The sequence below is a fragment of the Nocardiopsis valliformis DSM 45023 genome, assembly GCF_000340985.1.
GTDB classification, from domain to species: domain Bacteria; phylum Actinomycetota; class Actinomycetes; order Streptosporangiales; family Streptosporangiaceae; genus Nocardiopsis; species Nocardiopsis exhalans.
Map to the genome: position 1 here is coordinate 89,553 of NZ_ANAZ01000024.1, position 14,031 is coordinate 103,583.

The 14,031-nt window shown below is 70.4% G+C and carries 11 protein-coding genes; 3 read left to right on the forward strand and 8 right to left on the reverse strand.

Annotated elements, in window-relative coordinates:
• Positions 1-12: 12 nt before the first annotated feature.
• Both D457_RS0121520 and D457_RS0121525 read right to left on the reverse strand, forming a co-directional pair.
• Positions 13-1,470, reverse strand: a complete 1,458-nt coding sequence (locus D457_RS0121520) for an MFS transporter (protein WP_017582745.1) — start codon at positions 1,468-1,470, stop codon at positions 13-15.
• A gap of 178 nt (positions 1,471-1,648) precedes the next feature.
• Positions 1,649-3,046 carry an NCS2 family permease gene (locus D457_RS0121525; protein ID WP_017582746.1) on the reverse strand — a complete coding sequence of 466 codons (1,398 nt, stop codon included), beginning with the start codon at positions 3,044-3,046 and terminating at the stop codon, positions 1,649-1,651.
• A gap of 272 nt (positions 3,047-3,318) precedes the next feature.
• Here D457_RS0121525 and D457_RS0121530 point away from each other — a divergent pair, with 272 nt between their 5' ends.
• Both D457_RS0121530 and D457_RS0121535 read left to right on the forward strand, forming a co-directional pair.
• Positions 3,319-3,606 carry a DUF2530 domain-containing protein gene (locus tag D457_RS0121530; RefSeq protein ID WP_017582747.1) on the forward strand — a complete coding sequence of 96 codons (288 nt, stop codon included), beginning with the start codon at positions 3,319-3,321 and terminating at the stop codon, positions 3,604-3,606.
• 52 nt (positions 3,607-3,658) lie between these two features.
• Entirely contained in the window at positions 3,659-5,155 is a 1,497-nt protein-coding gene (locus D457_RS0121535) for a DUF7059 domain-containing protein (protein WP_017582748.1), read from the forward strand.
• A 229-nt stretch (positions 5,156-5,384) separates the two neighbouring features.
• Here the strand turns inward: D457_RS0121535 and D457_RS0121540 are convergent, their stop codons facing one another.
• The 3 genes from D457_RS0121540 to D457_RS0121550 all read right to left on the reverse strand — a co-directional run bounded on the left by D457_RS0121540 (position 5,385) and on the right by D457_RS0121550 (position 8,049).
• On the reverse strand, positions 5,385-6,896 hold the full coding sequence (locus D457_RS0121540; protein WP_039831702.1) for an MFS transporter: 1,512 nt from the start codon (positions 6,894-6,896) through the stop codon (positions 5,385-5,387).
• Positions 6,897-6,901: 5 nt separating this feature from the next.
• A complete protein-coding gene (locus D457_RS0121545) occupies positions 6,902-7,471 on the reverse strand; it encodes a TetR/AcrR family transcriptional regulator (protein ID WP_026116883.1) in 570 nt (189 codons plus the stop codon).
• 86 nt (positions 7,472-7,557) lie between these two features.
• Positions 7,558-8,049: a hypothetical protein gene (locus D457_RS0121550; protein ID WP_017582751.1), complete on the reverse strand. Its 492-nt coding sequence runs from the start codon at positions 8,047-8,049 to the stop codon at positions 7,558-7,560.
• A gap of 95 nt (positions 8,050-8,144) precedes the next feature.
• On the opposite strand from D457_RS0121550, the gene D457_RS0121555 reads away from it, so the two are divergent.
• Positions 8,145-9,020 carry an MOSC domain-containing protein gene (locus tag D457_RS0121555; protein ID WP_039831681.1) on the forward strand — a complete coding sequence of 292 codons (876 nt, stop codon included), beginning with the start codon at positions 8,145-8,147 and terminating at the stop codon, positions 9,018-9,020.
• A 1-nt stretch (position 9,021) separates the two neighbouring features.
• Here the strand turns inward: D457_RS0121555 and D457_RS0121560 are convergent, their stop codons facing one another.
• The 3 genes from D457_RS0121560 to D457_RS0121570 all read right to left on the reverse strand — a co-directional run bounded on the left by D457_RS0121560 (position 9,022) and on the right by D457_RS0121570 (position 13,966).
• Positions 9,022-12,198: a sacsin N-terminal ATP-binding-like domain-containing protein gene (locus D457_RS0121560; RefSeq protein ID WP_017582753.1), complete on the reverse strand. Its 3,177-nt coding sequence runs from the start codon at positions 12,196-12,198 to the stop codon at positions 9,022-9,024.
• Between the two features lie 258 nt (positions 12,199-12,456).
• Complete coding sequence (locus D457_RS0121565) at positions 12,457-13,212, reverse strand: DUF3027 domain-containing protein (RefSeq protein WP_017582754.1); 756 nt, start codon at positions 13,210-13,212, stop codon at positions 12,457-12,459.
• A 370-nt stretch (positions 13,213-13,582) separates the two neighbouring features.
• A complete protein-coding gene (locus D457_RS0121570; protein ID WP_017582755.1) occupies positions 13,583-13,966 on the reverse strand; it encodes a cold-shock protein in 384 nt (127 codons plus the stop codon).
• Positions 13,967-14,031 lie beyond the last annotated feature (65 nt).

Genomic DNA, 14,031 nt, shown 5'->3' on the forward strand with positions numbered 1-14,031 from the left:
TTCGGGGGTCAGCTAACCCCGCAAGTCGGCGCCCTGCTGCTGCTCGGTACCTCGGCGCTGGTGCTCGGGACCTTCGCCGGTGAGCGCCTCTTCCGCAGGCTGGACGCCGAGCTGTTCCGCCGCACCGTGCTGGTGCTGCTCGCGGTCAGCTCCGTCTCCATGGTCACCCGGGTGGTCACTGCCTGAAACCCGCTGCCCAGACTGCGAACCCGTCCGTTCAGGCTCGGGTCCGCGCCATCTTCGGGGCAGCAGGTCGCGCACCGCGACCCCCTTGGTGCGCATCAGCAGCACGGAGAGCACGCTGACCACCACGATGGTCACCGCACCACCGGTGAACAGGCTGGCCTGCGGGCCGAAGACGTCCGCGATCAGGCCCACCACGGGGGCGCCGATCGGGGCCACGCCCATGAAGACCAGCAGGAACATGCTCATCACCCGACCCCGCATCTGCGGGTCGACGCTCATCTGGAAGGTGGCGTTGAGCGTGGTCACGAAGGTCATGAAGAGCACGCCCATCGGGACGAGGACCAGCACGAAGGCCACATAGCTCGGCATCAGCCCCGCCACGAGCTGGGCGACACCGAAGCCCATCGAGCCGATGAGCACCAGCTTCAGCCGCGGGTGTTCGCGCCGTGCGGCCAGCAAGGCGCCGACCAGCGCACCCACCGCGAGCGCCGCGGCGGCCACCCCGAAGGACTCGGCACCAGTCTCGAACACGTTGTTGACCATGAGCGCGATCTGAGTCTGCCCGTTGGCGCCGAAGAACTGCACCGAGCCAGCCAGCACCAGCAACAGAACGAGGTCGCGTCTGCCCCCGATGTAACGCAGGCCCTCGCGGATCTGTCCCTTGCCGCGCGGCAGGCGTTCGGTGGGGTTGAGGTCGGCTGTGCGGATCATCAGCAGCGCGACGATCGTGAAGGCGAACGAGAGCCCGTTGATCATGAACACCGGACCGCTGCCGATCAGACCGATGAGCACACCGGCGACGGCGGGCCCGGTGACCCGGCCGAGCTGGAAGCTGGCGCTGTTCAGGGCGATGGCGTTGGGCAGCAGGTCCCGGTCGACCATCTCCGGGACGAAGGCCTGGCGCCCCGGGTTGTCCAGCACGGTGATCATGCCGAGGCCGAAGGCGAACACGTACACGTGCCAGACCTCGGCGGCGCCGAGCACGGCCAGGACTCCCAGACCGACGGCGAGCACGCCCATGCTGGCCTGGGTGAGGATCAGCAGCTTGCGCTTGTCGAAACGGTCCACCATGGCGCCGCCCCAGAGCCCGAAGAAGAGCATCGGCAGGAACTGCAGCGCGGTGGTCATCCCCAGGGCGATGCCGCTGCCACCGCTGAGTTGAAGAACCAGCCAGTCCTGGGCAATGCGCTGCATCCAGGTGCCGGGGTTGGAGATCAGCTGACCGAGCGCGTAGATCCGGTAGTTGCGCACGGACAGGGAACGGAACATCGCGACACGGCGCATCAGTCCCTCCCCGTGGCGACAGCGGGCCGGGGAAGGACGGAAGCAGCCACCGGGACGTGGTTTCGGGGACACATAAGTAAACGGCGTTGACTCATCATCTGAGTCAACGCCGTTCACCGTGCCGTGCATTCCCCGTAACGGGGTCCGTGCCGGAGCACGTCCCCGCATCAGGGAGGAATCAGCCGATCAGCGCGTAGATCGGCGCCTCGGCGAAGTGGATCAGGAAGACCACCGAGATGAGCCACAGGAGCGGGTGCACCTGGCGGCCCCGACCCGTGACCAGCATGACGAAGGCGAAGGCCAGCAGACCGAAGCCGATGCCGTTGGCGATCGAGTAGGTGAAGGGCATCATGATGATCGCCAGGAAGGAACCGATGCCGATCGCCGGGTCCTTGAAGTTGATGTTGGTGACCTGGGTCATCATCATGAAGCCGACGATGACCAGCACCGGGGTGGCGGCCTCGAAGGGCACCAGGGTGACCAGCGGCGTGAAAAGCGTCGCGATCAGGAACATCGCACCGGTGACGATCGGGGCGATACCCGTCCGGGCACCCTCACCGACACCCGCGGCGGACTCGGCGTAGACGGTGGCCACCGAGGCCGAACCCGCACCACCGAGCAGGGTGCCGATGGCGTCGGCGGTCAGGACCTCTCGGCTGCCCTCGATGTTGCCGTCCTCGTCCGCCAGGCCGGCCTGCTGGGCGACACCCACCATGGTGCCCATCGTGTCGAAGAAGTCGGCCAGCAGCAGGGTGAAGATCAACATCACGAGAGTGGCCGCACCGATGTCGGAGAAGCGTCCCGAAAGGCCACCCTCGGCGAAGAGCCCCAAGAGGGAGACGTCCGGCACCGCGACGAGGTCGCCCACGCTGGTGGGCAGGGTGGGGACGGTCAGGCCCCAGCCGAGGCCGCCTTCACCGTCGCCGAGGACCGCTTCGACGACGATGGCGATGACCGTGGTGACCACGATGCCGATGAGCAGCGCGCCACGAACGTTGCGCACGTACAGGGCGATGCTCAGGAGCAGGCCGATGACGAAGATCAGGATGGGCCAGCCGTTGAGGCCGCCGTCGCCGAGCTGGACCGGGGTACCTTCACCGGCCTGCACGAAACCGGCGTTGACCAGACCGATGAAGGCGAGGAAGAGACCCACACCGACCGCGATCGCGATCTTGAGGCCGGGTGGGATCGCGGAGAAGACCGCGGTACGGAAACCGGTCAGCACGAGGATGAGGAGCAGGAGGCCCTCGATGATGACCAGCAGGAAGACGTCAGCCCAGGGCATGAAGGGGGCGATGCCGTAGGCGATGACGGCATTCAGACCCATGCCCGCCGCGATGGCGAACGGATAGCGGCTGACCATACCCATGATCACACAGGAGATGGCGGCGACCAGGGCCGTCATCGCGGCGACGCCGGGGATGCCCAGCGTCTCACCGTTGACGTCTTCGGCGGTGCCGATGATCAGCGGGTTGAGGACGACGATGTACGCCATGGCGAAGAAGGTCGCCATGCCGCCGCGGACCTCGGTACCGAAGGTCGAGCCGCGCTCGGAGATCTTGAAGAAGCGGTCCATGGAGCCCTTGGGCTCTCTGGACTCAGTGGGGGATGGAGTTGATGCGTTCACGTCGTCAGCCTGACCTGGTCGTGTTACCGGACAACAAGGATTCTGCGCCAGATTAGTTGCATCTTCATACAACACGAGCCACGTGTTTCACATCTGTTTCATAGAAAACACCATATGGTCGGATGATTGACCTGCTGGATGTGACCAACTCGTCTTCCCCCAGGCCACGGGCCTGAAGGTGTCCTCCTCTCCCCTGCCAGAGCAGCGGATAGCCTGGAACCGTGCGCAAACCTCGCCAGCCAGACCCCGAAGTCCACGAGAGCGACTACCGAGTCCCGGCCGCCATCGGCACGGTCGCGTGGGCGATCGCGCTCGTCGTGCTCCTCGTCATGGGGGACGGCCTGCCCGCCTCGGAACGCTGGTGGATCGGCGTGTGTGTGACCGGGATCGCCCTCGGCGTCTTCGGCTTCCTCTACATCCCCTACCTGTTCCGCAAACGCGACGAGGCGGCCGATCGCGCGGCCGAACGGGCCGCCGACTCCCACCCCCGCGAACCCGAAACCCCCTGAGCTGGGGCACCAGCCCACCGGGGCACCTCGTCACCTGACCGATAATGGGCGGGTGTCTGAGACAGAATTCCCGCGCGGACTCGCCGACCGCCTCCGCGGCATCCTGATCGACGCCGACTACACGGTGTCCGGTGTCCGCGACCGCCTCGGCGACGCCGCCGCCAAAGCCCTGGCCCGCGAGCAGCTCGTGCCCGCACTCCGCGCCACGGGCGGGGAGGAACGCCTCGGACTGCTCCTACGCCTGTGGTGGCTCCAGACCCCCATCCCGGCGCGGGCGGCCCGTTCCATCCTTCCCGTCGACGACCTCGCCGAGGCCGGACTGGTCACCGTCGAGGAGGGGCCCGACGGCCCCCTCGTGCGCGCCCTCGTCCACCTCGGCCCCTGGGAACTGGAGGACGACCGCCCCGGCTTCGTCGTCTCCGACCCCAAGGTGCACCCCGGCCGCGGGGACGTCCCGCGCGCCGATCACGTGGTCGGCGCGGGCGGCGCATCCGCCAACCTCTCCCGGCTGATCGTCGATGGCCCCTTCGAGCGCGCCCTGGACCTCGGTACGGGCTGCGGGGTGCAGGCCCTGCACCTGGCCTCCCGGGCCCGCGAGGTGGTCGCCACCGACCTCAATCCGCGCGCGGTGCACCTGGCCGGGATCAGCCTGGCGCTGTCCGGGATCACGGACGCGCGCCTCGCCCAGGGCTCGTTGTTCGAACCGGTCAAGGGCGAGCGCTTCGACCTGATCGTGTCGAACCCGCCGTTCGTGATCACCCCCGAGGCGGCCCGCTTCACCTACCGCGAGTCCGACCTGCCCGGCGACACCGTCTGCGCCGAACTGGTCCGGCAGGCGCCCACCTACCTCACCGAGGGCGGTTGGGGGCAGTTCCTCGCCAACTGGACGCACACCGACGGCGACGACTGGCAGGACCGGGTCGGCGGCTGGATCACCGGAACCGGCTGCTCCGGCTGGGTTGTGCAGCGCGACGTCCAGGACCCCGCCGAGTACGTGGAGCTGTGGCTGCGCGACTCCTGCGAGCAGGGCACCCCCGAGTACACCCGGCGCTACGACGCCTGGCTGGACTACTTCGACCGCGAGGGCATCAAGGGCATCGGCTTCGGCTGGATCAGCCTGCGCAACGACGTCGCCCAGGACGCCACCGTGAAGGTGGAGGAGCTGCGGCACGACGTCCAGCAGCCGGTCGGCCCGTACCTGCCGGAGGTGGTGGACGGGGCGATGACCGCGCACCGGCTCACCGACGCCGCGCTGCTTTCCGCGCACGTGGCCCTGGCGCCGAACGTGGTCGAGGAGCGCGTGGCCGTGCCCGGCGCACCCGACCCGGAGAAGATCGTGCTGCGCCAGCGCGAGGGCCTGCGCCGCGTGGCCCGTATCGGCACCGTGGAGTCGGCCCTGGCCAGCGTCTGCGACGGCACCATGCCGGTGGGTCCGCTGCTGGACGCCATCGCCGAGCTCATGGGCGAGGACCCGGCCATGATTCGCGAACGCACCCCGGAGGCGCTGCGCACCCTGATCTCCGAGGGTTTCTTCCGCGTGGCGCGCTGACCGGACCCGGAGCCCTGAACCGCGGCCCCGCGGGCCTGCGGGGCTAGGGCGTGTTCCGCGGATCATTCCGGGCTCGCGACCACCAGGCTGCCTCTCGCTGCGCCGATTTCACTCGGACAGCCAAACCCAGGCTGACCTTCGCTCATCGTCTTGCGAGAGATTGCCTGGAGGCCGCTCGCGTCGATCGGCGCAAGCGCCGAGCCTGCCGAAAGCATCCACGGAACAAGCCCTAGGCCGCAGCCCCGGAGTCCTGGCCCCGCTTGTGGAGGAAGCCGAACGCGGCTGACGCGAACAGAACCGCGGCGGCGATGACCAGGGTGACCTGGTAGCCGTTGTCGAAGGCCTGGACGGCTGCGCCCAGCAGCGCGTCGGCGTCGGCGGGATCCAGGCCCTCCGACGCCCGGAGGGCCTCGTCCATCCCCTCGGCGGCCGCCGGAGGCGCCTGCGGGGGCAGGGAGACGGTTCGGGCGTAGACGGCGGCCATCAGACTGCCCAGGATCGCGACGCCGGTCAGGCTGCCCAGCTCGTAGGACACCTCCTCCACTGAGGCGGCCATGCCCGCCCGGTGCGCGGGGGCGTTGCCCACGATCGCCGCGGAGGCGGCCGTCATCGACGCGCCGGTGCCCGCACCGACCACCAGCAGACCCACGACCGTCCAGACCAGCGGGGCCGAGGTGGACAGCAGCACGCCCACGGTGCCCAAGGCTGTCGCGAGCAGCCCGGTCACGATCACCGGCCGGGCGCCCAGGCGGTACAGCAGCGCACCGACGGTCACGCCCACGGGCAGGGCGCCCAGAGCCATCGCCGCGACGGTCAGGCCGGACTGGAACGGGGTGAAGCCCAGCACCAGCTGCAGGCGCTGGGTCAGCACCAACTGCACGCCCGCGAGCGCGAACATGGCCATCCCCGCCGCGAGCACACCGATGAGGATGTGCGGGTCACGGAAGAGCGTGAAGTCGATCAGCGGGTAGGCCTGACCGCGCTGGCGCCGGACGAAACTCCACAAACCCGCGACCGCCACCACCAGGGACACCACCACGGCTAGCACGGACGGCTCCGGGCCGGTGACCTCCTTGATCGCGTAGACCACACCCACCAGACCGGCCATGACCTGTACCGAGGCCAAGAAGTCCCAGGGGCGCTCGGAGCTGCCCGAGCCTCCGGGAGCGACCACGGCGGCCAGCACCAGTGCCACCAGCACGATCGGCACGTTCACCAGGAAGACCGAACCCCACCAGAAGAACTCCAACAGTGCTCCACCGACGATCGGCCCGATCGCGGCGCCGACCATCGCCATGGTGCCCCAGACCCCGATGGCGATCCCGCGTTCGCGCTCGTCCACGAAGGTGATGCGGATCAGTGACAGCGTGGCGGGCATCATCGCGGCCGCGCCCACCGCCAGGAAGGCGCGTCCGGCGATCAGCATGGCGGGGGTCAGGGAGTACGCGGCCACCAGCGAGGCCGTGCCGAACAGTACGAGCCCGATCAGGTACATCCGTTTGTGCCCGACCCGGTCGCCGAGCGTTCCGGCGCCCAGCAGCAGACCCGCCATCACCAGGGGGTAGGCGTTGATGATCCAGAGCCGTTCGGATGGGCTGGCCTGGAGTTCGGCGCTCAGGGTGGGCAGCGCGGTGTACAGGATGGTCATGTCCACCGAGATCAGCAGCAGCCCGGCCGAGACGGCGGCCAAGACGAGCCAGCGTCTGGTTCTGGAGACCGGCTGAACCCCGGTTTCGGTCATGTCGCTCACGCGCGCTTCTCCTCGGGGGCAGGCGTTTCGGGGTCGGCGGCGAGCAGTTCGGCCACGCGCGCCCGCAGGCCCTCTTCGACCTCTTCGGAGAGCGCGTTGCCGGGGGTGGCCCGGAACATCCAGAGCCCGTCGGCGGCCAGCCGTGCGAGGAACAGGTCCAGCCGCCGGGGGTCGAGCGAGTGCGGAGTGGGCACCCAGCGCTCCATCAGCTCGTCCCAGATCCGGGCCAGCTCGGGGTTGGACTCCGCCTCGACCATGAAGGCGAGGTCGGCCTGCCGGGCCTCCTCACGCATCGTGAGGTTCACGTAGGCGGCGCCCCGCTCCAGGGGAGTGGCCTCCGCCCAGGGTTTGCCGAGCTCGGCGACCAGACGGGCCTCCCATCCGTCGACGAGGTGCCGCTGGATCGCCAGGATCATGTCCTCGCGGGTGCGGAAGTGGTAGAGCAGGCCGCCCTTGGTCAGCCCGGCCTCCTCGGCGGCGGAGTCCATGGTCAGCGCGGTGATGCCCGCACGCTCGGTCACCCGGACCGCGGCGTCGAGGATGAGGGTTCTCGAACTAGGTCGCATAGGAGTAACTGTACCTTCCAGAAGGTACAGTTATGAGTGTGAAGCCAGCCACTCCCACCCCATGACTCCCAAGGGTGAGGCCGCGACTACATGTCAGTGAAGACGGCCTCGCCCTCGCCGTTCTCCTTACCGCCCTCGATCAGGACGAAGCCCGGATCGTCGACATGCACGGTGACCTCCTCGGCGCACTCCAGGCCCACCAGGTGTGTCTCCCCGGGCTCGAAGGGGCTGACGTCGGCGGGAAGCTGGACGGAGCAGGCAACGGACTGGCCCAGGTGGTCAAACTCAACGGTGGGCCGGTAACCCGAGTACACCGGAGTGGAACGTCCACCGTCCGCCTCGCTGTACAGGGTGAGTTCGACGGTGATCTGATCGCCAGCGGCGAAGACCCACTCAGTGATCTCCTCCTCGGGTTCCCCGGCACCGGTCTCCGCCGGGTTCTCCTCGGTCTCCACCGCTTCAAGGCCCCCAGCAGGGCTGTCGGCGGTCTCCTCCACGGGTGCGTCGGACGGTCCGGAGCAGCCCGCGAACAGCAGGGCGGTAAGGGCGGCGGGGACAACGGCGTGGGCAGTACGCATGTGGGGTCCTGTTCGGTCAGGGGACGGACTCACTTCACAGACGTCCGGGCAGCCGGTTCGGTTTCCTCCCGAGCGGGGCCGGTAGCGTTTTCGGTATGAGCCCTACTCCGACCGCCCGTGTGGCCGCGCTCGTCGTCCACCCCGTCAAGGGATGCGCCGGGATTCCCCTGCGCACCGCCGAACTCACCCCCGCCGGGATCACCCACGACCGCTCGTTCATGGTGGTCGACGACTCCGGTGACTTCCGCAGCCAGCGCAGGGACCCGCGAATGGCGCGGATCGTGCCCGAACTCGACGCCGACGGCACCCGGCTGGTGCTGAGCACCGAGGGCTTCGCTCCGGTCAAGGTGGACGTGGACCCCGAGGGCCGCCGTCTGGACGTGGCCGTGCACAAGCAGCCGCTGGTGGGAGTGGACCAGGGCGACGAGGCCGCCGGATGGCTCACCGAGGTGTTCGGGCAGGCCAGCCGACTCGTTCGGGTCCCCGAGGACCACCGGCGCGAGACCGGTGGGCTGACCCCCGGTACCGCCGGTTTCGCCGACGGGCACGCCGCGGTGGTGGGCTCGCTGTCCTCCCTCGACCTGCTCAACGAGCGCATCCTCGCCAGCGGCGGTGAGGCCGTTCCGATGGACCGGTTCCGGCCCAACATCGTGGTCTCCGGCTGGCCCGAGGCGCACACCGAGGACCGGGTGCGCAGGGCCCGTCTGGGCACCGCAGAGCTGGGTTACGCGAAGGTGTGCATCCGGTGCGCGGTCACCACCGTCGACCAGGTCAGCGGAGAGAAGCGCGGCCCCGAACCGCTGCGCTCCCTGGCCGGGTACCGCCGCGCGGACGACGGCGGGGTGGCGTTCTGCTCGAAGTTCGCGGTGACCGTCCCCGGCACCGTGTGCGTGGGCGACCCGCTGGAGGTCACCGAGTGGGACGAACCGGAACAGGGCCTGGGCCCCCGCCTGGCCGCGGCCACCCGCTGAACTACTCCAGGTCGGCCTCGGCGAACAGGTGTGCGGCGGCGGACGGGTCCCTGAGCACCGCGGCGAGCAGGTGGCGGCGGGACCACTGACCGGCCCGCCAGCACAGCGCCCGGGCCAGCCCTTCCGTCCCCGAGGCATGCACCGTGCCGTCGCCGGTGTACCACTCCACCTCCACACCGTCCACAGTGAGCTTCTGGTGGTGCAGGTAGGTGCGGTCCGGCTCCCGGTCACCGGCGAGGAAGAGCGCCGCCTCGTCGGGCACTGCGCGGATCTGGCCGGCTGAGCCCACCTTGCCGGTGACACTCTCCGAGGCAAGGTCCAGGTCCAGCACGTCAGCGAGCCGTTCGGCGGAGGCGGCGTCGGCCAGGACCAGCGGCCGGTCCGCGACCAGGGGCAGCAGGTCCGGGGAGTCCACCACCACGGCGTCCTCGGCGTCGGCCACCACGATCGACCCGCCCTGGACCGCGCGCACCAGGGAGGGCGGGGTGACGAGGTCGGCGTCCACCCCGGCCAGGGCCGTCCACAGGCGGCGCAGAGCGGTGCGCCCCACGTGCCGGGCCGGGTCGGCGAGCCGGTTCAGCAGGTCGTCCGGGCCGTCGGGGTCGGCGATCAGGTCGGCCAGGCCGGTGCGCACGCCCAGGGCCCGGGCGAACTCGGGGTCGACGTCGGCGGGCACCTCGTCGTAGAGGCCGAGGAGCGCGGGTTCGGCGTCGGCGGTGCGCAGCTCGACCGGGGCGCGCCCGTCCAGGAGCGCCCGGGTACGCAGCCACCAGGCGGTGTAGGAGGGAGCGTCGACGACACGGCCGTCCGGCATCAGCAGCCGGGCAGGTTCGGTGACGGCCTCGCGCAGCGACCCCCGGGAGAGCATCGCCAGGGCCTGCGGCCAGGCGTCGTCGGCGATGTAGTCGAGGTCGGCGACGCACACCAGCTCGGGTACCACAGGCGGGAGTTCGGGGTCGCCGACGCGTTCGAGGACCTCGTCGGCCCAGTCCTCCAGGCCGTCGAGGCCGTCCTCGCCCGCGGCGCCGTCGAAGACGTCGGCAAGATCCTCACCGAGCGCGGTCTCCTCCGCACGGACCACGGTCAGCCCCCACAGGGCGCCCACGGCGCGCAGGGCGTCGGTGCCGTGGCGGTGAACGAGGTCGTCATGAACGGTGCCGAACGGCGCGTCGTCCACCAGCAGGTCAGCCAGGGGCGCACCGGGAACGAGGAGTTCGGCGGCGATCGAGTAGCCGTCCTCGTCGTCACGCAGGGCCAGCTCGGACAGCCAGGGCGCGTCCTCGACCGTGGTGCCGGAGGCGGCGACCAGGTCCAGGACGGCCTCGGCGACGGGTTCGGGATCCTCGGCGTCCAGGGACTCTCGGACGGCGGCCTCGGTGTTGGGGTCGGCCAGGACCGTGGCGGCTCCGGCCTCCACGGCGCCCAGACGCAGCAGCAACGGGTGGGCGGCATCGGGGTGCACCAGGCGCACGCCCAGAGTGGCCAGGACGGCCGGGTCGAGCCGGTTGCCCTCGGCGTCGGCGACCTTCGCCCAGTCCTCGGTGGGCAGCAGCAGTGAGCGCGGGCCCCGGACCAGGCGGCCGTCGGCCAGCGGGACCGGCAGCGAGCCGAGTTCGTCGAGGTCGGCGCCACCGTTTCCGGCGCTGCCCAGGGCCGCGTAGAGGGCCTCCCACCACTCCGGCGGGCGTTGGGTGTCGCCGAGCAGATCGGCGAGGTCGGCCAGGCCCAGGCGGCGCACGCGCAGCGAGGCCAGCGCCGGGTGCCGAGGGCTCCAGGAGCCGGGCAGCAGCGGCGGGACGAGTTCGGCGAGCAGGTCGACGAGGTCGGCGGCGCCGCTCGCCCCGCCGGTGTCCAGCAGGACGGCGTCACGCGGGGCGACCGGGTGCCCGGCCGCGGTGACCAGGAACGCGGTGTCCAACAGGGGTTCGGCGACCCGTGCCCGGAAGACCGCGTCCACGGCGCCGCCGCCCACCCGGGTGGCGGGCACCAGGTCGAGGGCGGCCCTGGGCTCGAAGCGGCGCAGGAGCGCGCAGTAGGCGCCGGCGGCCTCCATGAGCAGGAGGTCGGTGGCGCCGCCCGGCTGGACGGCGCGCCGGTCCGAGCCCAGCGGGAACGTGCCGATGAGAACCGCGGGCAGGTCGAGTTCGGTGTCGGTGGGGGTGGGTGCGTGCACGACGTTCTCGACGTCGGCGGGCAGCGCGGCCACACCACCGTCGGGGTCGACGGGCGCGGCCCAGGTCAGTGACCACGCGGCGCGGTCGCGCTCCTCGGTGGGGCGGTCCGCGAGCAGGTTCGGGTCGAACTCGCCGGAGCGGCTCAGGACACGCCAGGGCGTGACCCGAGTGCCGTCGGCGTCGTGCTGGGCGGTGACCAGATCGATCCCGGCGGCCTCGTCCCCGGGTTCGCGGATGAGGGTCCGTTCCCGACTGTCGACCACCACGCGCACCTCGACGAGGCCGTCCAGGGCGAGGAGGAGGGCCTCCCCGGTGCGGTCCAGCAGTTCCCGGACCCGCTCCCGGGCCTGGTCGTCGCGCAGGGCCAGCGTGACCACGGTGTCGTAGTGACTGGTCTCACCTGTGTCGTCGCCGGTGCCGCCCTCGACCCGGAGAGGCTCCGGCACGACGTCGGCCGGGAAGGGCAGGCGCAGCATCGGCACCTGCCCGGCGCGGCGGCCCACTTCGTCAGCGAGGTCGGTGTGGGTGCCGTTGGCGTCGAGCAGGTCGGTAACCACGGCCCGGGCGCGTTCAACGGAGAAGTGCACCGCGGCGCCGCCCGAATCCACGGTGACGTCGTCACTGAGCGCCACCACGGCGGAGAACCCAACCCCGAACCGGCCCGCCGAACCGTGGTCGTCGCGCTTGGTGGAGGCCCGCAGGGTGGCGAGGGACTCCACACCCTGCGGGGTCAGCAGGGCACCGGTGTTGGCGGCGGTGAGGCGGTCGCCGTCCAGTGCCAGGAGCAGGCGTCCGGGGACACCCGCGCGGCGCGCAGCGTCGGCCGCGTTCTGCGCGAGTTCGACCACCACCCGGTCGCGGTAGCCGCCCAGCGCGAAGTCCTCTTCGGCGTTGGCGTCCTCCCGGAACCGAGCAGGCGCGTCGGCCCACGCCGAAAGCACACGTCGGCGCAGTTCGGCGGTGTTGAAAGGGTCGGCCACCGAAGCGGTCACCGGCTCGGCCATGGTGGTCTCCTCCTGCGCTGGGAGCGCGGTCCGATCAGCCCGGCACGTGTTCTCGGAACACGCGCGGGCTCGGCAAGGGCGAGCGTGATAGTAGGTCGACCCTAGCCGACGGCCAGGGCTGTTCAAGCGCGGGTGGCTTCGCGTGGCGCGCACGCGCGGGCCCGCGGGTGAACGGCAAGCGTACGGATGGAAAAGACCCCGCCGCGATCGCGACGGGGTCCGTTCTTCGGGTGGATCGGCCCGATTGACCTGTGGTGGTCAGGAGTCGCTGGAGACCAGCTCCAGTTCCGCGGTGTCGTCGAAGACGATGTGGTCGTACCCCAGCTCGTCGACGACCGGTGCGACCGGCTCGTTCTGCGGGGTGGGGCGGCGGACCTCGGAGTGGGCTCCGCAGCCGTGGTCGAGTGACACGACCTTGCCGTCGTCGGGGGCGAACTCGTTGGTGCACACGCCGAACATCTGGCGCAGTTCACCGGCGAGCGGGGTCAGGAAACCGCAGGTGGTGCAACGTGCCGGAGCCGCCGTGGCAATCGGGCTCTTCGGCCCGGCCTCGCCGTTGTACCAGCGCTCCGCGGCCTGCTCGCGGCCGACCTCGGAGAGGACCTGGCGGCGGCCGAGTCCCAGCTCCCACACCATCTGCTTGTCCATGCCCTCGGCGTCGAGTTCGCTGTCGGGCACCTGCGCGTAACCGGGGACGAGACGTTCGTCGTCCTCCTCGGTGGGCAGCAGGTCCCCCACACCGACGTCGCCCGGGCGGAGTCGTTCCTTCCAGGGCACCCACTCGGGAGCGGTCAGGGCGCCCTCGCCGGGAAGCAGGACGACCTCGTTGACGGTGACGTCCTTGGCGCGCGAGGCGCGGACGACGGTGACCGCGTAGGTCCATCCCGGGTAGGAGGGGTCCAGGCAGTCGAAGTAGTGGGTGACCAGGCGTGTGTCCTCGACCTGGGCGGTGAGGTGCTCACCGACCCAATCGGGTCGCCCGACCTCCGCCGCCACCGAGCGGGCCAGATCCACCGCGTCGATACATGCCTTGTCCGGTACAGGAGAACGTCGAGAAGGGCTCACGTCCCCCATTCTCACTGATCGCGGGCACCGATTTGACCATAACGCGGGTCAAGGTTCGCCCGATACACCCTCTAGAGGGAGTCTTGCGCTCGCGCGGAGGACGGATGCCCACGGCACGAGGGCCCGCCAGCCGCGTTTTCGGGGGTTCGGTCAGTGCGCACACACGTTTTTTCGGCCGACCTGTCACCACAGTCCGCCCTGGCGTGTCAAAGGGATGAGAACAGGCAGGGCGCGGAAGAACGGGGTCCGGGGCTGGAGAAAGGCCGTGGCGGGCGTCGGCACGGCCGCCACGGCCTCAGGGAGTCTGTCTGGCCGGGGGTCAGGCCTCCAGGTCGTCAGCCACCGCGCGCAGCACGGCGGCAACCCTGGACGATTCACGCTTGTCCGGGTGGCGGCCGCGCCGGTAGCCGTTGGAGACGTTCTCCAGGAGTTTGATGAGGTCCTCCGTGATGAGCACCATCTCGTCGGGCTTCTTGCGCCGCGCCTTGGCCACCGAGTGCTGTGTGTCCAGGATCTTGACCTGGAGCGCCTGGGTGCCCTTACGCCCTTCGGCCACGCCGAACTCGACCCGTTGGCCGGGATTGAGAGAGGTGGTTCCGGACGGCAGGGAGGTGGAGTGCACGAAGACCTCACCTCCGTCGTCCCGGGTGAGAAAGCCGAAACCCTTGTCGCCGTCGTACCACTTGACCTTGCCGGTGGGCACGTAGAGACCTCATGCTTTCACTGACGGGCGCACGAGGACTTCGGAAACGGTGCCGTCCACCTTTC